This window comes from Cellulosimicrobium sp. AB352, from assembly GCF_049538415.1.
Taxonomy (GTDB): domain Bacteria; phylum Actinomycetota; class Actinomycetes; order Actinomycetales; family Cellulomonadaceae; genus Cellulosimicrobium; species Cellulosimicrobium funkei.
Genome location: NZ_JBMVFX010000026.1, coordinates 1 through 20,624, shown reverse-complemented (window position 1 = coordinate 20,624; position 20,624 = coordinate 1). Strand labels below are relative to the sequence as shown.

Below are 20,624 nucleotides of genomic sequence, written 5' to 3'. Positions count from 1 at the left end.
TCGTCACACTCGTCGCGCCCGCGCGCGCGGGCAGCGGCCCCCGTCGACCGCGCTCAGGCGATGAGCGCGTCGATCGCTGCGGGCGAGAGTACGTGATCGACGGCCATGGCGCTCGCACCGAGCACGCCGGCCTGACCTCGTGCCTGCGAGGTGACGATGCGCAGGTGCTGCGTCGCGAGGGGCAGCGAGCGCTGGTAGACGATCTCGCGGATGCCCGCGATGAGGTGCTCGCCCGCCTCGGCGACGATGCCGCCGATGACGATGAGCGAGGGGTTGAGCAGGCTGACGCACGCCGCGAGGACGGAGCCGATGTCGCGCCCGGCCTGGCGCACGGCCTGGCTCGCGGCGAGGTCGCCGCCGCGCACGAGCGCGACGACGTCGGAGCTGGTGGTCGCGTCGAGGCCCGCGGCGGCGAGGGCCGCGGCGACGGCCTGGCCGCTCGCGACGGCCTCGAGGCAGCCCACGTTCCCGCAGCGGCACGGGACGTCGGCGGCGCTCGGGACGGCGACGTGCCCGATGTCGCCCGCGGCGCCCTGCGCGCCGCGCCGGAGCTCGCCGTCGGCGATGATGCCCGAGCCGATGCCCGTCGCGACCTTGACGAAGAGCATGTCGGTGACCGCGGGCCACGCGGTGCGGTGCTCGCCCAGCGCCATGATGTTCACGTCGTTGTCGACGAGCACGGAGGCGTCGAACCGCTTCTGCAGGATCCCGGGGACGTCGACGTCGTCCCATGCGGGCATGATCGGCGGGTTGATGGGCCGTCCGGAGGAGTGCTCGACGGGGCCGGGGAGGCCGACGCCGACGCTGACCAGGTCGTCGATGCTGCGCCCCGTGGTCGCGACGAGCTTCTCGCCGGTGTCCGCGACCCACGACAGGACCACGTCGGGACCGTCCGCGATCGCGAGGGCCGCGTCGGTCTCGGCGAGCACGTTGGACGCGAGGTCCGTGACGGCGAGGCGGGCGTGGGTCGCGCCGAGGTCCACGGCGAGCACGATGCGCGCCTCAGGGCTGAAGGCGAAGGTCACGGGCGGGCGCCCGCCGGTCGAGCTGGCCTCGCCCGCGGGGGCGATGAGGCCGGCCGTCATGAGGAGGTCGATCCGGGCGGCGATGGTCGACCGCGCCTGCCCCGTGATCGCTGCGAGGTCCGCACGGGTGCGCGGCTGACCGTCCCGGAGCAGCTGGAACATGTCGCCGGCACCGGTCGGGCGCGGCGCGAACTTCAGCAGTTCCTCCATGGGCACAGTGAATCACGGAGCCTCTCGTCGGTCGTCCGTACCAGGCGGACGAGTCATCGGCTTTTGCTTGACGATCGCCAAAAGGTACCCTACTGTCCCCTCCCAAGGCGACATGGACGTCGTCGAAAGGTGTGGAGGCCCGACGGTGGGCCTCCGGTCCGGGCGACGACCGCCCCACGAGCTCCCCCTGGTCCCCGATCGCACGTCGCATCTTCGGCATCCCTGCTCGTACAGGGCTTGCCGGACACTATCGCCTCCACAGCACCCCGGGGCACCCCGGGAGCGGCGGGAGCGTTCCCATCCGGCGATCAGGGCGCGCACACTTTTGTCGGTCACGGAGTGGTAACAGTGGCAAAAGACGACAACCTTATGATTGACGCTCGTCAAAAGGTTCGCTAGGTTCACCGCATGGTCACCGCAGACCCTCCCCAGCCGCTCCTGCAGATGCAGGGCATCGTCAAGGTCTTCCCCGGGGCTCGTGCGCTCGACGGCGTCGATCTCGAGATCCTCCCGGGCGAGGTCCACTGTCTCCTCGGCCAGAACGGGGCCGGCAAGTCCACGCTCATCAAGGTGCTCGCCGGTGCCCACCAGCCCACCGAGGGCAGGATCCTCCTCGACGGCGAGCCCATCACCATCTCCGACCCCGTCGCAGCGCTGAAGCACGGCGTCGCGACGATGTACCAGGAGCTCGACGTCGTCGACGGCCTGACCGTCGCGGAGAACGTCTACCTCGGGCACGAGCTCGCGACCATGGGGTTCTCCCAGCGCCGCGAGGCGGTGCGCAAGACGCGCGAGCTGCTCCAGCGGCTCGGGCACTCGGAGGTCTCGCCGAGCACGGAGGTCGGACGGCTGTCGGCCGCCGGCAAGCAGATCGTCTCCATGGCCCGGGCGCTGTCCCACGACGCGCGCGTCATCATCATGGACGAGCCCTCGGCGGTGCTCGACTCCGAGGAGGTGGGCAACCTCTTCCGCGTCGTCAAGGAGCTGACCAAGGCGGGGGTCGCCGTCGTCTACATCTCCCACCGGCTCGAGGAGATCCGCGAGATCGGCGACCGCATCACCGTCCTCAAGGACGGCCGGACCGTCGCGCAGAACCTCCCGGTGTCCGAGACCCCGACGGCGAAGCTCATCACGCTCATGACCGGGCGCTCGGTCGAGTACGTCTTCCCGGACTCCGACGGCCCGGTGGACGCCGCTCCCGTCGTGCTCGACGTCGCGGGGCTGAGCCTGCGCGGCGTGTTCGCGGACGTGTCGTTCCAGGTGCGCGCCGGGGAGATCGTCGGTCTCGCCGGGCTCGTGGGCGCGGGCCGCTCGGAGATCATCGAGACGGTCTACGGAGCGCGCAAGGCGACCGCGGGCACCGTGACCGTCGACTCCACGAGGCTGCGGCCCGGGTCCGTGGCCTCCGCCGTCGGTGCCGGGATCGGGCTCGCGCCCGAGGAGCGCAAGAGCCAGGGCCTGCTCCTCGACGAGCCCGTCTACCGCAACGTCACGCTCTCGACGTTCTCGCGCTTCGCGCGCTTCGGTCTCCTCGACGAGAGCGCCGAGCGCAAGGCGGCGAAGGAGCAGGCCGACTCGCTCGAGCTGCGCCCCACCGGCGTCGACCGGGCCATCCGCACGCTGTCGGGCGGCAACCAGCAGAAGGCGATGCTCGCCCGCTGGCTCGTCCACGGCTGCCGCGTGCTGCTCCTCGACGAGCCCACGCGCGGCGTCGACGTCGGCGCGCGCGCCGAGATCTACGCCCTCATCCGCAGGCTCGCCGACGAGGGTGCCGCCGTCGTCGTCGTGTCCAGCGAGATCCCCGAAGTCCTCGGCCTCGCCGACCGCGTCCTCGTCGTCTCCGAGGGTCGCGTCGTCCACGAGGGGCCCTCGAGCTCCATCGACGAGCACCAGGTGCTCGACATGGTCATGGAAGGAAGTGTCGCGTGAGCGAGCAGCAGGTGTCGGCGTCGATGCCGACGAAGAAGCCGGAGGCCGACGAGTCGGCCCGGGTCGAGAAGGCCGCGGGCGAACGCCGCAAGAGCGGGTTCATGTCCGGCGCCGCGGGGCGGAACATCGGCCTCGTCGTCGCTCTGCTCCTCCTGTGCGCCGTGGGCTTCGCGACGGCGGGGGAGCGGTTCGCGAGCGTCAGCAACCTCATGACCATCCTCAGCCTCGGGTCGGTCACCGGCGTCCTGGCCATCGGCATGACGTTCGTCATCACGACGGGCGGCATCGACCTCTCGGTCGGCTCCGTGCTGGGTCTGTCCTCGGTCTGGGCGACGACGCTCGCGACGCAGTCGTACGGCTGGGTCGTCATGGTGATCTGCGCGCTCGCGGTCGGCCTCGGAGCGGGTCTCCTCAACGGCCTGATCATCGCCTACGGCCGGGTCGTGGCGTTCATCGCGACGCTCGCGATGCTCGTCGCCGCCCGCGGCCTCGCCGAGCTCATCGCGCAGAAGCGCACGCAGATCGTCCAGGTCGACGCGTTCAACGACATCTTCCGCGGCAACCTCCTCGGGGTGCCGAAGATCGTGTGGATCTTCGCGGTCGTCGCCGTGCTCGGCTGGTTCCTCTTCAACCGCACGACGTTCGGCCGCCGGACGGTCGCCGTCGGCGGCAACGCCGAGGCCGCTCGTCTCGCGGGCATCAAGGTCAAGCGCCACCTCCTGTACGTGTACGCGCTGTCCGGCCTCACCGCCGGCATCGCCGGCGTCATGATCCTCGCCCGCACCAGCGCCGGGTCCTCGACCAACGGTCTGCTCCTCGAGCTGGACACCATCGCGGCGGTCGTCGTCGGCGGCACGCTCCTCGCGGGAGGCCGGGGCACGATCGTCGGCACCGTCCTCGGTGTCCTGATCTTCACGACGCTCACGAACGTCTTCATCATCAACAACATCGACAGCTCGGTGCAGCAGATCGCCAAGGGCGCGATCATCGTCGGCGCGGTCCTGCTCCAGCAGCGCCTCTCCCGGCGCACCACCTAGCGACCCCGGGCCCCGCGGCGCCCCCGCACCACGCCGCAGCCCGACGAGCCCCGCACCACCCCCACCCCGCCAGTTCCCCTGAGGTTCCACCCGCAGGACAGCATCGAAGGAGATCCCATGTCCGCACGCACCACCCTCCGCCGCCGCATCACGCTCGCGACGGTCTCGGCCGCCTCGATCGCGCTGATCGCGACGGCGTGCACCTCCAACACGCCGCAGGACGAGGGCACGGCCGAGGGCGACGGCGGGGGCAGCGCCAACCAGGCCGTCTCCGACAACGACGCCCCGGGCGACCCGATCGTCATCGGCTTCTCGGCCCCCGCCGCCGACCACGGCTGGATGGGCGCTATCACGACCGCCGCCGAGGCGGAGGCCGCGGAGTACGAGGACGTCGAGCTCCGTGTCGCCGACGGCACGAACGACGTGAACGTCCAGATCAGCCAGATCGAGGGCTTCATCAACGACGGCGTCGACGCGATCGTGCTGCTGCCGTTCGACGGCGCCGCGCTCACCGAGGTCGCGACCAAGGCGATGGACGCCGGGATCCCCGTCATCAACGTCGACCGTGAGTTCTCCAGCCCGTTCGCGGCGCGGACCACCGTCCTCGGTGACAACTACGGCATGGGCGTGAGCGCCGGCCAGTACATCTGCGAGCAGCTGGGCGACAACCCGGACGCCGTGGTCGCCGAGATCGCCGGCATCGACTCGCTGCCGCTCACGCAGGACCGCAGCCAGGGCTTCGAGGACGCGCTGTCCGACTGCGGCCTCGACGTCGACAACCGCGTCGCCGCGGACTTCACGGTCCAGGGTGGCGAGGCCGCGACGGCCAACCTCCTCCAGGCCGCGCCGCAGATCGACGCCATCTGGAACCACGACGACGACCAGGGCGTCGGCGTGCTCTCCGCGATCGAGAACGCGGGCCGTGACGAGTTCTTCATGGTCGGCGGCGCCGGCTCGAAGCAGGTCATGGAGCACATCCAGGCCGGTGACTCCGTCCTCCAGGCGACGGTCGTCTACCCGTCGACGCAGGCCGCGGACGGCATCAAGCTCGCCCGCCTCGTGGCGCACGAGAAGAACCTCAGCGACCTCGCGTCGTCCGACGTGCCGCGCACGGTCCAGCTCTTCGCGCCCGTCGTGACGAAGGACAACGTCGACCAGTACCTGCCCACCGCGTTCCAGTCCTGACGGACCCGCTGACACCCGTCAGCACGCAGCAGGAAGCACGCGGACCACGCCCACGGTCCGCCCGGGTACCGCCCGGCCGGACCGTGGGCGTGCGCCGTGAGAAGCACGGAAGGAACGTCATGGCAGGAAACGACGGCGCGCAGCTCGGCGTCGGCATGGTCGGGTACTCGTTCATGGGGGCAGCGCACTCGCAGGCCTGGCGGACCGCCCCCCGGTTCTTCGACCTCCCCCTCGACCCGCGGATGCGGGTCCTCGGCGGCCGCAACCCGGAGGCGGTCGCCGCCGCCGCGCAGCGGCTCGGCTGGGAGTCCACGGAGACGAGCTGGCAGGCGCTCGTCTGCCGGGACGACGTCGACCTCGTCGACGTGTGCACGCCCGGCGACACCCACGCCGAGATCGCGATCGCCGCGCTCGAGGCCGGCAAGCACGTGCTCTGCGAGAAGCCCCTCGCGAACACGGTCGCCGAGGCCGAGAAGATGGTCGCGGCCGCCGAGGCCGCCGCGCGGCGCGGGCAGGTCGCGATGGTGGGCTTCACCTACCGCCGCGTGCCGGCGATCCAGCTCGCGCGCCAGCTCGTGGCCGACGGCCGCATCGGCACCGTGCGGCACGTGCGCGCGCAGTACCTCCAGGACTGGATCGCGGACGAGGACGCGCCCCTGTCGTGGCGTCTGGACAAGACCAAGGCCGGCAGCGGCGCGCTCGGCGACATCGGCGCGCACGTGATCGACCTCGCCCAGTTCATCACCGGCGAGCGGATCACGAGCGTCTCCGGCCTGCTCGAGACGTTCGTCAAGGAGCGTCCCGTCGCGACGGAGTTCGCCGGTCTCTCAGGACAGGGCGGCACCGAGCGCGGCCCCGTCACCGTGGACGACGCCGCGATCTTCCTCGCCCGGATGTCCGGCGGCGCGATCGGCACGTTCGAGGCGACCCGGTTCGCCTACGGCCGCAAGAACGCGATCCGGCTGGAGATCAACGGGTCGAAGGGCTCGGTCGCGTTCGACTTCGAGGACATGAACGTCCTGCACTACTTCGACGCCGCCGACGACCCGGCCGTCGCGGGCTTCCGCCGCATCGTCGTGACGGAGCCGCAGCACGCGTACGTCGGGCACTGGTGGCCCGCGGGCCACGGCCTCGGCTACGAGCACGCCTTCACGCACCAGGTCGTCGACCTGGTCGAGGGCATCGCCGCGGGGACGCACCCGGCGCCGACCTTCGCGGACGGCCTGGTGGTCCAGCGCGTGCTCGACGCGGTCGAGCGCAGCGCGGCGTCGGGCGGCTGGGTCGAGCCCTAGTTCTCGACCCGCCGCACGGACGGCAGACCGGTCGTCGGCCGCGCGCAGGTGCACGGCCGACGACCGGACGACGAGAGGAGGTACGACCGCCGCGCTGGCGGCGAGGAAGGTGCCCGGCGGAGCACCGAGACAGTCCGCCGACGAGCCCGGGACGGACGGCAGGCCGATGGCGCCGACCCGGCGGAGCGCAGCACAGTTCCCCATCTCGACGAGGAGACCTTGTGAGAAACGTGCTTGGAGGATCGCTCGCCATGAGGCGCACGGTCGCGGCAGCAGCCGCGGCGGCGATCGCTCTCCCCCTGACCATCGCGACGGCGGTGTCGGCCACGGCGGCCCCCGCCGCCGGGAGCGTCGCTCCGGCGGCTCCGGTCGCAGCCGCCGCCGACACCGCACCGTTCGACGTGCTCGTCTTCAGCAAGACCGCCGGGTTCCGGCACGGGTCGATCCCCGCGGGCATCGCGGCGATCCAGCAGCTCGGCGCGGAGAACGACTTCGACGTGACCACGACCGAGGACGCGGGAGCGTTCACGGACGAGAACCTGGCGCAGTACGACGCCGTCGTGTGGCTGTCCACGACGGGTGACGTCCTCAACGACGACCAGCAGGCCGCGTTCGAGCGCTACATCCAGAACGGCGGCGGGTACGCGGGCATCCACGCGGCGTCCGACACCGAGTACGACTGGCCGTGGTACGGCGAGCTGGTCGGCGCGTACTTCAGCAGCCACCCGCAGAACCAGGACGCGACCGTCAAGGTCGAGGACCACGCCCACGAGTCGACGGCGCACCTGCCGTCGCGCTGGGACCGCTACGACGAGTGGTACAACTACCGCACCAACCCGCGTGACACCGTCCACGTGCTCGCGAGCCTGGACGAGACGTCCTACACCGCGGGGTCGGGCGCGATGGGCGCCGACCACCCGATCGCCTGGTGCCAGGCGTACGACGGCGGCCGCTCGTGGTACACCGGCGGCGGCCACACGAACGAGTCCTACGCGGAGCCGGAGTTCCTCCAGCACCTGCTCGGCGGCATCCAGACCGCCGCGGGCGTCGTGCCGTCGGACTGCGCCGCGTCGCAGTCGGACAGCTACGAGGTCGTCTCGCTCGACGAGGAGACGTCCAACCCGATGATGCTCGACGTCGCCCCCGACGGGACGGTCTTCTACGTCGAGCGCGACGGGCGCGTCCGCCTCATCGACCCGGAGAGCAACCAGACCACGACGGCGATGACCCTCGCGGTCACGCAGGCCAACGAGGACGGGCTCACGGGCGTCGTCCTGGACCCGGACTTCGGGGAGAACGGCTGGGTCTACCTCTTCTGGTCGCCGCAGGACGTCGGGACGGACGGGCCGCACAACCGCGTCTCGCGCTTCACGTATGACGAGGCGACCCGGACGATCTCGGCCGCGAGCGAGGAGAAGGTCCTCGTCATCCCGACGCAGCGCGAGACGTGCTGCCACGCGGGTGGTGACATGGTCTTCGACGGCGACGACAACCTCGTGATCGTGACGGGCGACAACACCAACCCGTTCGAGTCGGCCGGCTACGCGCCGCTCGACGAGCGCGCGGGCCGCACGTCGTACGACGCGCAGCGCACGTCGGCGAACACGAACGACCTCCGCGGCAAGGTGCTGCGCATCCACCCGGAGGACGACGGCACGTACACGATCCCCGAGGGGAACATGTTCGCCCCGGGCACGGACAAGACGAAGCCCGAGATCTTCGCGATGGGCTTCCGCAACCCGTTCCGCATCGGCGTGGACCAGAAGACGGGCAACGTGCTCGTCGGCGACTACGGCCCCGACGCGCAGAACGCCAACCCGAGCCGCGGCCCGGGGAACACGGTCGAGTGGAACATCGTCGCGGAGCCGGGCTTCTACGGGTGGCCGTACTGCACCGGTGACAACGCGGCGTACATCGACTACAACTTCGCGACCGGCCAGTCGGGCCAGGCGTTCGACTGCGCCAACGGCCCCGTGAACGACTCGCCGAACAACACCGGCCTGACCCAGCTCCCGCCGGCCGTCGCGGCCGACGTCTGGTACAACTACGCCGGCAACCCGCTCTTCCCGGAGATCGGCGGCGGTGGCGCGCCCATGGGCGGCCCCGTCTACGACTACGACCCGGAGCTCGACTCGGACGTCAAGTGGCCCGAGTACTGGGACGGCAAGGCGATCTTCGGCGAGTGGAACCAGGGCAAGATGTACTCGTTCCAGCTCGACGGGGAGAACCGCGACGAGCTCGTCGACATCAACCGGATCCTGCCGAAGCACTTCGACCCCGCGGCGGGCTTCTACCGCGCGATGGACTTCGACTTCGGTCCGGACGGCTCGCTCTACGTCATCGACTGGGGCCAGGGCTTCGGCGGCAACAACACGACGTCGGGCATCTACAAGGTCAACTACGTGCAGGGTGATCCGACGCCGATCGCCCGCGCCAGCGCGGACGTGACCAGCGGCGCCGCGCCCCTCACGGTGCAGTTCTCCTCGGAGGGCACCCGCCACCCGGCGGGCGACCCGATCTCGCTGCAGTGGACGTTCGGCGACGGGTCCGACCCGTCGACCGAGGCGAACCCGGTGCACACCTACACCGAGAACGGCAGCTACACCGCGCAGCTCGTGGCGACCGACGCGAACGGCCAGACGGGCTTCGCGAACGTCAGCATCGTCGTCGGGAACCAGGCGCCGAGCGTGACGATCACGTTCCCGGACAACGGTGGCGTGTTCGAGTGGGGCGACCAGGTGCGCTACGTCGTCGAGGTCGAGGACCCCGACGGCGAGGTGGACTGCTCCAACCTGCAGATGATGACCGCGCTCGGGCACGACGCCCACGCGCACCCGATGGAGGAGCTGACCGGCTGCGAGGGCGTCATGCAGACGGCCCGCGACGAGGGCCACGGGCTCGAGGCCAACATCTTCTGGGTGCTCGAGGCGTTCTACACCGACGACGGCGGCGAGGTGGGCGTCCCGCTCACGACGAACTCGCTCCAGATCCTGCAGCCGAAGCTGCTCCAGGCCGAGTACTACACCTCGACGGGCCGGCTCCCCGGCTCGGCGAGCACCGGTGACCCGGGCGTCCAGACGGAGCAGACCAGCGACAGCGCGGGCGGCGGCCAGAACCTCGGCTACATCGAGGTCGACGACTGGTGGGCCTACGAGCCCATGTCGCTCTACAACGTCGAGGGTCTCGGCATGCGCGTCGCGTCGCCCTCGGGCGGCACGGTGTCCGTGCGCTGGGACGCGCCCGACGGTCCGGAGATCGGCCGGGTGACCGTGCCGAACACCGGTGACTGGCAGGCGTACACGATGGCGACGACGGAGATCACCGACGTGCCCGAGGGCACGGGGACGCTCTACTTCGTCAACGTGGCCGGCCAGATGAACGTCAACTGGCTCGAGTTCGACGGCCGCGGCGTCACGGACAACGTGCGCCCGACCATCGACACGTTCGAGGTCACGCCGACGGAGGGCACCGCTCCTCTGGAGGTCACGGCGTCGGTCACGGCGACCGACCCCGAGGACGAGGCCGTCACGTTCGCGTGGGACGCGGGCCTCGGCGACGGGTTCGTCGACGGCACCGACTCGTTCGCGGTCACGTACGACCAGCCGGGCACCTACCGGCTCCAGGTGCGGGCCACCGACGAGCGCGGCGCGTACTCGGTCGAGTACACGACGGTGACCGTCAAGGCGCCCGAGACCGGTCCGGGGCTCTGCTTCTCCGGCCGCTCGGACGACTTCCTCGGCACCGACCTCGACGAGGACCGCTGGACCGTGACGAACCGCGACCAGAACCTCGTCGTGCGCGACGGGCGCCTGGTGGTCCCCACGGCGACGCGGGACTTCTACGGCACGGACAACACGGCCGTGCCGAACCTGGTGCTCCAGGACCTCCCGGACGGACCGTTCACGGCCACCGCGAAGGTGACCCTGCCGGCCCGCCAGCAGTACCAGCAGGCCGGTCTGCTGATCTGGGAGGACCAGGACAACTACGCGAAGATGGTGCTCCAGGGCCGGTCGGCCGCTGCAGACCCGGCGACGCGGATCTTCCAGTTCATCCGTGAGGAGAACGCCCAGCCGAACGAGGTCAACGAGTCCAACTCGGCCGCGCTCGGTGCCGACTACCCCGACACGGTCTACGTGCGGTTCGTCAGCGACGGCGCGAGCCTCCAGGCGGCGTACTCGGCCGACGGCATCGACTTCACGACGATGCCGCAGACCAAGTCGATCGCCGACCTGGAGAACGCGAAGATCGGGCTCGTGGCCCTCAAGGGCAACAACACGACCACCCCGGTCGTCGACGCCGAGTTCGACTGGTTCCACATCACGCCCGACGACACGGCGGCGGCCCCCGGGCCGGACGACGAGTTCGACGGCGACGCCCTCGACACGTGCCGCTGGTCGATCGTCCGCGAGGACCCGACCGGCTACCGCGTGGCGGACGGCTCCCTGCAGATCGACACGACGCCCACGGACATCTACGGGACGGACAACCGCCCGGTGCCGAACATCGTGCTGCAGGACCAGCCGGGTGACGAGTGGACGATCGAGACCGTCGTCGACGGCTCCGCGTTCGACCGTCAGTACCAGCAGGGCGGTCTGATCGTCTACGGCGGCGACGACGACTACGTGAAGCTCGACTACGTGGTCGACAACCAGGCCGGCCAGGCGCGCAACGCCCGGATCGAGCTGCGCAGCGAGGTCGGCGGCGTGGTGCAGAACCCGCAGCCGCAGACGGGGAGCCTCGCCGAGTCGGTGTGGCACCTGCGCCTCACGCGCTCCGGTGACACGTTCACCGGCGCGTACAGCGCGGACGGCGAGACGTGGACCACGTTCGACGAGAGCGTGACCAACGCGCCCGCCGCGGACGCCAAGGTCGGTCTCTTCGCCCTCGGGGCGTCGGCCGACACCGGTGCTCCGGCGTCCTTCGGCCACTTCCGGGTGGTCGAGGACGAGGCCGAGCCGATCGCCGTCACCATCACCGCGGAGACGCGCTGCATGGCCGGCAAGGTGTTCGTCGCGGTCCGCGCGGCGAACGACGACACGGTCCCGCTCGCGATCACGCTCGAGACCCCGTACGGGTCGAAGCAGGTCGCGGACGTCGCGCCGGGTGCGAACGCGTACCAGTCGTTCGCGTCGCGCGCCGTCGCGGTCGACGCGGGCACCGTGACCGTGACCGCCACGGACGCCGAGGGGAGGACGTTCTCCGGGACGGCGGACTACGCGGCCCGGTCCTGCTCCTGACGAGCTCCGGCGGGTCGGTGCGCTGAGCACCGGCCCGCCGGGCACCGCGCTCGGCGCGCGGGCGCTCGGGCGTCCGGGCGGCCCATCGGCCGGGCCGACCGTACGCTGCCCGCACGACGAGCACGACGGGGACCTCCGGGTCTCCGGCCCCGGCGCCCGGGAACGGGCGCTCCGGCCCGGCGCCGGGGCACCCCGGGGGACCGGCGACGACCGCCGCCCCCCACCGCACACGGACCCACGACGAGGTGATGACCCGATGTCCCGTACGCCCCGCCAGCGCACCAGCCCCCGACCTCCGGGCGGCACGCGGCTCCTGCCGCTCCGCCGGACGACCGCCCCCGTGCGGCGCCGCCCCCGCGCGCTCCTCACCGCGGCGCTGGGCCTCCTGCTCGGCGGCGTGCTCGCGCTCGTCGGCGCGGCCCCGGCCGGCGCCCACGGCGGCGACGTCGTCATCTCGCTCGGCACGGACGGCCAGGGCGGCGTGTCCGCGAACCTCACCTGGAAGGTCGACGGCCACCCCGTGGAGGAGGCGGCCGACGTCTCGGTGACGGGGGAGTCCGCGGCCGGCGAGACCGTCGGCCCCCTCACGCTGCGGTCGGCGTCCGAGGGCGTCGGCTGGTACACGTCCGACCCCGGCGTCCTCGCCGACGGCAACTGGACGCTCACCGCCACGATCACCCACCCCGCCGAGGCCACCGCGACGGCGCAGGTCGACGTCGTGCCGTTGCCGGAGCCCGCCCCGCGCGAGGGCGACGACGCGGCGGCGCAGGAGGGCGGCGAGGCCGCCGGCGCGGAGGGTGACGCGGCGGGCGCCGACGCGGCCGGCGACGACGCCGCCGCAGGCGACGACGCCGCCGGAGAGGGCGCCGCGGGCGACGGCACCGCCACGGACGACGGGTCGACGAGCGCGCTCGTGTGGGTCGCCGTCGCCGTGGTCGCCGCGCTGCTGCTCGCCGCGGGCTACGTCGTCGTGCGGCGCCGCGCGCGCGCGTCGGGCACCGACGAGGCCGCGGGGGACACGCCCCGCCCCCTGACCAAGACGTCCGCCCGGTGACCCCGGGCACGAACCGAGAACGACCGAAGGAGACACGACCATGGCACGACCGATCACCCTCTTCACCGGGCAGTGGGCCGACCTGCCGTTCGAGGAGGTGGCACGCCTCGCGTCCGGCTGGGGCTACGACGGCCTGGAGATCGCGTGCTGGGGCGACCACCTCGACCCCTGGCGCTGGGACGACGACGAGTACGTCCAGGGCAAGCTCGACCTGCTGGCCAAGTACGACCTCAAGGTCTACGCGATCTCGAACCACCTCAAGGGCCAGGCGGTGTGCGACGACCCGATCGACCAGCGCCACCGCGACATCCTGCCGGACGTCGTGTGGGGCGACGGCGACCCCGAGGGCGTGCGCCAGCGCGCCGCGGAGGAGATGAAGCACACCGCGCGCCTCGCCGCGAAGCTCGGCGTGAAGACCGTCGTGGGCTTCACGGGCTCGGCGATCTGGAAGTACGTCGCGATGTTCCCGCCGGTCTCCCAGGAGGCGATCGACGCCGGGTACCAGGACTTCGCGGACCGCTGGAACCCGATCCTCGACGTGTTCGACGAGGTCGGGGTGCGGTTCGCGCACGAGGTGCACCCGAGCGAGATCGCGTACGACTACTGGACGACGGTCCGCACGCTCGAGGCGATCGGGCACCGCGAGGCGTTCGGCCTCAACTGGGACCCGAGCCACATGGTGTGGCAGGACCTCGACCCGGTGAGCTTCCTGTGGGACTTCAAGGACCGCATCTACCACGTGGACTGCAAGGACACGAAGAAGCGGATGCACAACGGCCGCAACGGCCGCATGGGCTCGCACCTGGCCTGGGCGGACCCGCGCCGCGGCTGGGACTTCATCTCCACGGGCCACGGCGACGTGCCGTGGGAGGACGCGTTCCGCATGCTCAACACGATCGGCTACGAGGGCCCGATCTCGGTCGAGTGGGAGGACGCGGGCATGGACCGTCTCGTCGGCGCGCCCGAGGCCCTGGAGTTCGTCAAGAAGTACGCGTTCGACGCGCCTGACGCGGCCTTCGACGCCGCGTTCTCGACCAAGTAGCACCGCAGTCTCCCCGTCGGCCGGCGTCGCCGGCCGGCGGGTGGGGGCAGTCCGACGCGCCACCGCCCCCGGTCGTCCCGACGGCCGGGGGCGGTGGCGTGCGCGCGTCCGGGCACGACTATGTGAGCCTTCACATTTGTTTTGCGGCCAGGGTTATCTAACCGTGACGGTCAATGTTCGGCTTTTGCTTGACCCTCGACATAAGTGCCCCTACGTTGTCATCCATGCGAGCCGACGACGTCGCGCAGGACGTGCGTACCCCGGTGCTGGAGCCGGAGACGCCCCTCCCGGGAGCGACCACGCCAGGGGCCTCGACCGCCCGAAGCACCTTCCCCGCCAGCAGCCCCGACGAGCTCGGGCTGCCCGCCGCCGGGTATCGCGCCGGGATCCTCGGCACCGGGTTCATGGGCGGGGTCCACGCCCGGGCCGTGCGCACGGGCGGAGGCCGCGTCGTGAGCGTCGCCGCCGCCGACCTCGACATCGCGCGCGCCGCCGCGCCGGGTCTCGGCGCCGAGCGCGCCGTCGCGACGGTCGAGGAGCTGCTCACGGACCCCGAGGTCGACGTGGTGCACGTGTGCACGCCCAACCACCTGCACGTCCCCCTGGCGCGCGCGGCGCTCGCCGCCGGCAAGCACGTGGTGTGCGAGAAGCCGCTCGCGACCGACGTCGCGGGCGCGGTCGAGCTCGCCGGCCTCGCGGCCGCGGCGCGCGAGCGGGACGGTCGCGTCGCCGTCGTGCCGTTCACCTACCGCTTCCACGCCATGGTCCGCGAGGCGCGCGAGCGCGTGCGCCGCGGCGAGGTGGGCACCGTCTCGCTCGTGCACGGCTCGTACCTGCAGGACTGGCTGCTGCGCGACTCCGACGACAACTGGCGCGTCGACCCCGCCCTGGGCGGCGCGAGCCGTGCGTTCGGTGACATCGGCTCCCACTTCTGCGACCTGCTGGAGTTCACGACGGGCCAGCGCATCGTGCGCCTCGTCGCGCAGTCGGCCACGGTGAACCAGCACCGTCGCGGCGCCGACGGCGTCGTGCACGAGGTCGCGACCGAGGACGCCGTGACGCTCCAGTACGCGACGGACGGCGGCGCGCTCGGCTCGGCCGTGATCTCGCAGGTGTCGGCCGGCCGCAAGAACCGGCTCTACCTGGAGATCTCCGGCTCGGAGTCCACCCTCGCGTTCGACCAGGAGCAGCCCGAGACGCTCTGGGAGGGCCGGCGCACGACGTCGCGCCTCCTCGTGCGCGACCCCGAGACGCTCTCCCCGGCGGCGGTCCGGTACTCGCGCCTCCCCGCCGGGCACGCGCAGGGCTACCAGGACTGCTTCGACGCGCTCGTCGCCGACACCGCCGCGGCCATCGGGGGCGCCGTCCCGGACGGCCTGCCCACGTTCGACGACGGCCTGCGCGCCGCACGGCTCGCCGAGGCCGTGGCCACGTCGGTGCGCACGGGCGGCTGGGTCGAGGTCGCGTCGTGACCGCGACGACGACGCGCGAGCCGCGTCCCGCCGCGGGGGAGGGCGACGACCGGCCGCTCCTGCGCCTGCGCGGCATCGGCAAGGAGTTCTTCGGGAACTCCGTGCTGCGCGGGATCGACCTCGACGTGCGGCCCGGCGAGGTCCACGCGCTCGTCGGCGAGAACGGCGCCGGCAAGTCGACGCTCATGAAGATCATCGCCGGCGTGCACCGCCCCGACGCGGGCACGCTCGAGCTCGACGGCGAGACGACGACGTTCGCCTCACCGCTCGCCGCGCAGCACGCAGGCGTGTCGACGGTGTTCCAGGAGTTCAACCTCCTGCCCGAGCGGTCCGTCGCCGAGAACGTCTACCTCGGCCGCGAGCCGCGCCGCGCGGGCCTCGTCGACCGGCGGCGCATGCACGCGGACACGACCGCCCTGCTCACCGAGCTCGGCCTGACGGGGCTCGCGTCGTGGACGCGCGTCGGCTCGCTGTCCGTGGCGCAGCAGCAGATCGTCGAGATCGTCAAGGCCGTCTCCTACGACGCGCGGATCATCTCGATGGACGAGCCGACGGCGGCGCTCGCCGACCAGGAGGTCGAGCTCCTCTACGAGCTCGTGCACCGGCTCAAGGAGCGCGGCGTCGCGATCCTCTACGTCTCGCACCGCCTCAAGGAGATCTTCGACCTCTGCGACACCATCACGGTGCTCAAGGACGGCAACCACGTGCTGACGACGCCGACGGCGGACATCGACGCGGACCGCCTCGTGCGCACGATGGTCGGCCGCGACTTCGCGGGGTACTTCCCGGACAAGGACCCCGCGATCGTCCCGGGCGAGGTGCGGCTCGCGCTCGAGGGCGTCGGCAACACGCAGGTCGACGACGTGTCGTTCGAGGTCCGCGCGGGCGAGATCGTCGCGCTCGCCGGGCTCCAGGGCTCGGGACGCACGGAGATCGCGCACGGCGTCTTCGGCATCGCGGGGTTCACGCGCGGCCGCGTCCTCGTCGGCGGGAAGCCGGTCGACGTGCGCTCGCCGCGCCAGGCGGTCCGCGCCGGCCTCGCGCTCGTCACCGAGGACCGCAAGGCCGAGGGGCTCGCGCTGGGCCAGTCGATCCTCGCCAACGCGCGCCTCGTGCTCGACGCCGTCGTGCCCGGCCAGGCCGACCGGCGCGCGAAGCGCATCCCGGGCATCCTGTCCTCGCTCGAGCTCGTCGCGAGCTCGCAGGAGGCCGAGGTCCAGTACCTGTCGGGCGGCAACCAGCAGAAGGTCGTCCTCGCGAAGTGGCTCGTCACGGACCCGCAGGTCATCGTGCTCGACGAGCCGACGCGCGGCATCGACGTGGGCGCCAAGCGCGCGGTCTACGACCTCATGCGCGAGCTCACCGCGAACGGCGTCGCCGTCCTGTTCATCTCGTCCGAGCTCCCCGAGGTGGTCGCCATGGCCGACCGCGTGCTCGTCATGCGGGACGGCCGCCTCGCGGGCGAGCTCCCCGCGGGCAGCGACGAGGAGACCGTCATGGCGCTCGCCACGGGCGCGGGCGAGGACACCTCCGGCGAGCACGTCCAGGTCGACCTCGGCGCCCTCGCCGACGCCGACGACCTCCCGGGCGCCGACCCCGGCACCACGCCCCGCAGCGCCCCGCACGCCCCCGACGGCCCGAAGGAGCACCGATGAGCACCGCGGTCGCGACCGCCGCCCCCACCGCGAGCCGCGCCCCCGCGCGCCGCCGCCGGCTGGGCTCGACGGAGATCGTCTACCTCGCCCTCGTCGGGATCCTCGTGATCGCCGGCGTCCTCGTGGCCGTGGGCGGCGGCAACCTGTTCAGCACGGCGAACACGGCGTACATGCTCACGCAGACGAGCCTCCTCGGCTTCGTCGCGATCGGGCAGACGTTCGCCGTCCTGTGCAAGTCGCTCGACCTGTCCGTCGGCTACGTGGTCGCGCTCAGCTCGATCGTCGGCGCGACGACCATGGCGGGCGACCCGTCACGCGTCTGGCTCGGCGTCCTCGCGGCGGTGGGCGTCGCGGCGGTCGTCGGCCTCGTCAACGGGCTCGTCATCGCGAAGCTGCGGGTCAACGCGTTCATCGCGACGCTCGGCGTCGGGCTCATCATCAAGGGCTACCTCGACACGCAGTTCAAGGGCCCGGCGGGGGAGGTGCCCGCCTCGTTCCAGATGTTCGGGTACACGCGTGTCGGGCCGGTCCCGGTCTCGACGATCGTCATGCTGCTCGTCGCGGCCGCGGGCGTCGTGCTCCTGACGCGCACCCGCCCCGGATACCACATGTTCGCCGTCGGGGGGAACACCGACGTCGCGCGGCTCTCGGGCATCCGGACGGACCGGACGCTGGTCCTCGCGCACGTGCTGTGCTCGGTCTGCGCGGGCGTCGCCGGTCTGCTCATCGCCGCGCGCTTCGGCACCGGCAACGCGCTCGTCTACTCCTACGGTCTCGACCTCGACTCGATCGCCGCCGTCGTGCTCGGCGGGACGCTCCTCATGGGCGGGCGCGGCTCGGTCGTCGGGACGGTGGGCGGCGTGCTCATCCTCGCCGTGCTCGACACGGTGTTCAACGTGCTCGACGTCGACCCGTTCTTCAAGGACGTGCTGCGCGGCGTCATCATCATCGCCGCCGTCGCCCTGTACGCCCGGCGCCAGATCGACCCGGCGAGCAGCCGGGCCCGCTTCCGCCCGACCCGCACCGGAGGTGCGTCCGCATGACCACCGACACCACGCGCCGGACCATCCCGGCGCGCGCGCCGCGGGCCGGCTGGCTCGAGCGCCTCACCGCGGGCGGCAGCTGGACCGTGTTCGCTCTGCTCGTGCTCGTCTTCGCGGTCATCCTCGTGATGAACCCGTCGTTCGGCGAGCCCATGTCGCTCATGGCGTTCGTCAAGAAGGCCGCGCCGCTGGTCATCCTCGCGATCGGGCAGTACTTCGTCATCGTCTCGGGCGAGTTCGACCTGTCGGTCGGGTCGCTCGTGGGCGCCCAGGTCGTCATCGCCGCGAAGCTCATGGACGGCGAGGACTCCATGACCTGGCCCGTCATGGCCCTCATGATCGTCTTCGGCCTCGCGGTCGGGCTCGTCAACGGCCTCGTGACCACGCTGCTCAAGGTGCCGTCGTTCATCACGACGCTCGGCATGATGCTCGTGCTCTACGGCGCGATCCGGCTCTGGACGGGCGGCGCCCCCACGGGCGCCCTCACCGACGGGTTCCGGCAGTGGGGACGCGGGGGCATCCCCGACACCCCGGGCCAGTTCCAGGTGCCGTACGCGCTGCTCGTCGTCGTCGTGCTCGGCGTGGCCGCGGCCCTGCTCATGCGCCGCCCGTTCGGCCGCACGCTCGTCGCCACGGGCGACAACGACGTCGCGGCGGGCTACGCGGGCGGCTCGGTGTGGTGGGTGCGCACGCGCGCCTTCCTCCTCTCGGGCTTCCTGGCGACCGTCGCGGCGATCCTCATCGGCGGGTACGCCGGCGTCACCGCCCAGGTCGGGCAGGGCCTGGAGTTCATGGCGATCACCGCCGTCGTGCTCGGAGGCGTCGTCCTCGGCGGCGGGCGGGGGACCGTGATCGCCGCGATGGCGGGCGCGCTCACGCTCGAGGCGCTGTTCACCCTCTTCAACCAGCTGAGCCTGCCGTCGACGATCCGCCCCGCCGTGCAGGGCGTGATCATCATCGCGGCCGTCGCCTACGCCGCGCTGCCGCGCCGGTCGCGGCGCCGCGCGTCCACCCCCGACGCCCCGCCGGCGGCGGGCCCGACCCCCGCACCGAAGGAGCCCGCCCCCGCGAACGCCTGAGCCCCGCGCGCCCGGCGACGACGCCCGCGCCCCTCCCCGCGCACGACCCCTGCCGGACCCCCGCGCACGGCCGTGCGGCAGCACCCGAGCTGTACCCCCTTCCCCGCACGTTGCGGGACGACGACGTCTCACCAAGGAGAAGAAGGACATGCGACGTACACGAGCACTCCTGGCCGGCACGGCGGTGGCCACGCTGTTCCTCGCGGCCGCCTGCACGACCGACACCCCCACCGACACGGGCGGGGAGACCTCGGCCGAGGAGAGCCCCGCGGGCGAGGAGTCCGGCGGCGCCGACTCCGAGTGGTTCGTCCAGGCGGACTACGACCGCCAGCTCGCCCAGCGCGAGGTCGTGCCCGAGGGCCCGGCCGACCAGCCGTGGCTCCAGGCCATCGAGCCCGAGTACGTGGACACGGCCGAGTTCGCGAGCGCCGAGGGCGGCAACACGCTGTGCTTCTCGAACGCGTCGGTGTCCAACCCGTGGCGCGTCACCGGGTTCATCACCATGCAGCAGCAGGTCGACGTCCTCACCGAGGAGGGCGTGATCGGCGAGTTCCGCGTCTCTGACGCCGCCGACGACGACAACAAGCAGATCTCCGACATCCAGGCGTTCGTCGCGGCGGGCGACTGCGACGCGATCATCATCTCGCCGTCGACCACCGCGACCCTCACGCCCGCCGTCGAGGCGGCGTGCGAGTCGGGCAAGCCCGTCATCGTGTTCGACCGCGGCGTCAACACCGACTGCATGGTGACGTTCATCCACCCGATCGGCGGCTACGCGTACGGCGCCGACGGCGCCGAGTTCCTCGTCGAGAACCTCGAGCCCGGCTCGAAGGTCCTCGCGCTGCGCATCCTGCCCGGCGTCGACGTGCTCGAGAACCGCTGGGCCGCGGCCGACAAGATCTTCTCCGAGTCGGAGCTCGAGGTCGTGGGCGCCGAGTTCACCGGCGGCGACGGGGCGAAGATCAAGGACATCGTCACGCAGTACCTCCAGCGCGGGGACGTGGACGGCATCTGGATGGACGCCGGCGACGGCGCCGTCGCGGCCGTCGAGGCGTTCGAGGACGCGGGCAAGCCGTACCCCGTCTTCATGGGCGAGGACGAGATGAGCTTCCTGCGCAAGTGGAAGGACACGGACATGACCGCCATCGGCGCCGTGTACTCCAACTTCCAGTGGCGCACGCCGATCCTCGCGGCGCAGATGATCTGGGCCGGCGAGCAGGTGCCGTCCGAGTGGGTCCTGCCGCAGTCGCCGGTCGTCGCCGAGGACCTCGACGCCTACCTCGAGGCGAACAAGGACATGCCGTCCCTGCACTACGCGAAGTTCGGCGGCGAGGACCTGCCCGGGTTCCCGGAGGCCTGGACCG

At 72.0% G+C, this 20,624-nt stretch carries 13 protein-coding genes; 12 read left to right on the top strand and 1 reads right to left on the bottom strand.

All coding sequences use genetic code 11. From position 1 onward, the window contains the following. Positions 1-53: 53 nt before the first annotated feature. On the bottom strand, positions 54-1,235 hold the full coding sequence (locus ACPCUX_RS16405; RefSeq protein WP_034655387.1) for an ROK family transcriptional regulator: 1,182 nt from the start codon (positions 1,233-1,235) through the stop codon (positions 54-56). Positions 1,236-1,643: 408 nt separating this feature from the next. On the opposite strand from ACPCUX_RS16405, the gene ACPCUX_RS16400 reads away from it, so the two are divergent. From ACPCUX_RS16400 to ACPCUX_RS16345, 12 genes are all read left to right on the top strand, one after another. Next, positions 1,644-3,164: a sugar ABC transporter ATP-binding protein gene (locus ACPCUX_RS16400; RefSeq protein WP_043655207.1), complete on the top strand. Its 1,521-nt coding sequence runs from the start codon at positions 1,644-1,646 to the stop codon at positions 3,162-3,164. After that, positions 3,161-4,201, top strand: coding sequence for an ABC transporter permease (locus ACPCUX_RS16395; protein ID WP_034655390.1), 1,041 nt, complete (start codon positions 3,161-3,163; stop codon positions 4,199-4,201). The genes ACPCUX_RS16400 and ACPCUX_RS16395 overlap by 4 nt, the downstream gene beginning before the upstream one ends. A 117-nt stretch (positions 4,202-4,318) precedes the next feature. Then, positions 4,319-5,386 (top strand): substrate-binding domain-containing protein, encoded by a 1,068-nt coding sequence (locus ACPCUX_RS16390; protein WP_021479937.1) that lies wholly within the window; start codon positions 4,319-4,321, stop codon positions 5,384-5,386. Between the two features lie 119 nt (positions 5,387-5,505). Then, the gene (locus ACPCUX_RS16385; RefSeq protein ID WP_043655201.1) at positions 5,506-6,678 is read left to right on the top strand and encodes a Gfo/Idh/MocA family protein; all 1,173 of its coding nucleotides are present in this window, start codon (positions 5,506-5,508) and stop codon (positions 6,676-6,678) included. Between the two features lie 251 nt (positions 6,679-6,929). After that, positions 6,930-11,915 carry a ThuA domain-containing protein gene (locus tag ACPCUX_RS16380; protein WP_423389182.1) on the top strand — a complete coding sequence of 1,662 codons (4,986 nt, stop codon included), beginning with the start codon at positions 6,930-6,932 and terminating at the stop codon, positions 11,913-11,915. Positions 11,916-12,171: 256 nt separating this feature from the next. Continuing rightward, positions 12,172-12,969, top strand: a complete 798-nt coding sequence (locus ACPCUX_RS16375; RefSeq protein ID WP_144722670.1) for a hypothetical protein — start codon at positions 12,172-12,174, stop codon at positions 12,967-12,969. A gap of 40 nt (positions 12,970-13,009) precedes the next feature. Then, positions 13,010-14,011: a sugar phosphate isomerase/epimerase family protein gene (locus ACPCUX_RS16370; RefSeq protein ID WP_021483379.1), complete on the top strand. Its 1,002-nt coding sequence runs from the start codon at positions 13,010-13,012 to the stop codon at positions 14,009-14,011. A 224-nt stretch (positions 14,012-14,235) separates the two neighbouring features. Further along, entirely contained in the window at positions 14,236-15,483 is a 1,248-nt protein-coding gene (locus ACPCUX_RS16365) for a Gfo/Idh/MocA family protein (RefSeq protein ID WP_423389181.1), read from the top strand. After that, positions 15,480-17,138 carry a sugar ABC transporter ATP-binding protein gene (locus ACPCUX_RS16360; RefSeq protein ID WP_083711953.1) on the top strand — a complete coding sequence of 553 codons (1,659 nt, stop codon included), beginning with the start codon at positions 15,480-15,482 and terminating at the stop codon, positions 17,136-17,138. Before ACPCUX_RS16365 ends, ACPCUX_RS16360 begins: the two co-directional genes overlap by 4 nt. After that, positions 17,135-18,181, top strand: a complete 1,047-nt coding sequence (locus ACPCUX_RS16355) for an ABC transporter permease (RefSeq protein WP_085387595.1) — start codon at positions 17,135-17,137, stop codon at positions 18,179-18,181. Before ACPCUX_RS16360 ends, ACPCUX_RS16355 begins: the two co-directional genes overlap by 4 nt. Next, a complete protein-coding gene (locus ACPCUX_RS16350) occupies positions 18,178-19,260 on the top strand; it encodes an ABC transporter permease (RefSeq protein WP_051028488.1) in 1,083 nt (360 codons plus the stop codon). The genes ACPCUX_RS16355 and ACPCUX_RS16350 overlap by 4 nt, the downstream gene beginning before the upstream one ends. 148 nt (positions 19,261-19,408) lie before the next feature. Beyond that, positions 19,409-20,624: substrate-binding domain-containing protein (locus tag ACPCUX_RS16345; protein WP_423389180.1), on the top strand; the 1,216-nt coding region annotated here is incomplete at its 3' end.

Coding starts and splice junctions, on each gene's coding strand:
- ACPCUX_RS16405 (WP_034655387.1), bottom strand. CDS start 1,235: ATGGAGGAACTGCTGAAGTTCGCGCCGCGCCCGACCGGTGCCGGCGAC.
- ACPCUX_RS16390 (WP_021479937.1), top strand. CDS start 4,319: ATGTCCGCACGCACCACCCTCCGCCGCCGCATCACGCTCGCGACGGTC.
- ACPCUX_RS16385 (WP_043655201.1), top strand. CDS start 5,506: ATGGCAGGAAACGACGGCGCGCAGCTCGGCGTCGGCATGGTCGGGTAC.
- ACPCUX_RS16380 (WP_423389182.1), top strand. CDS start 6,930: ATGAGGCGCACGGTCGCGGCAGCAGCCGCGGCGGCGATCGCTCTCCCC.
- ACPCUX_RS16365 (WP_423389181.1), top strand. CDS start 14,236: ATGCGAGCCGACGACGTCGCGCAGGACGTGCGTACCCCGGTGCTGGAG.
- ACPCUX_RS16355 (WP_085387595.1), top strand. CDS start 17,135: ATGAGCACCGCGGTCGCGACCGCCGCCCCCACCGCGAGCCGCGCCCCC.
- ACPCUX_RS16370 (WP_021483379.1), top strand. CDS start 13,010: ATGGCACGACCGATCACCCTCTTCACCGGGCAGTGGGCCGACCTGCCG.
- ACPCUX_RS16400 (WP_043655207.1), top strand. CDS start 1,644: ATGGTCACCGCAGACCCTCCCCAGCCGCTCCTGCAGATGCAGGGCATC.
- ACPCUX_RS16350 (WP_051028488.1), top strand. CDS start 18,178: ATGACCACCGACACCACGCGCCGGACCATCCCGGCGCGCGCGCCGCGG.
- ACPCUX_RS16375 (WP_144722670.1), top strand. CDS start 12,172: ATGTCCCGTACGCCCCGCCAGCGCACCAGCCCCCGACCTCCGGGCGGC.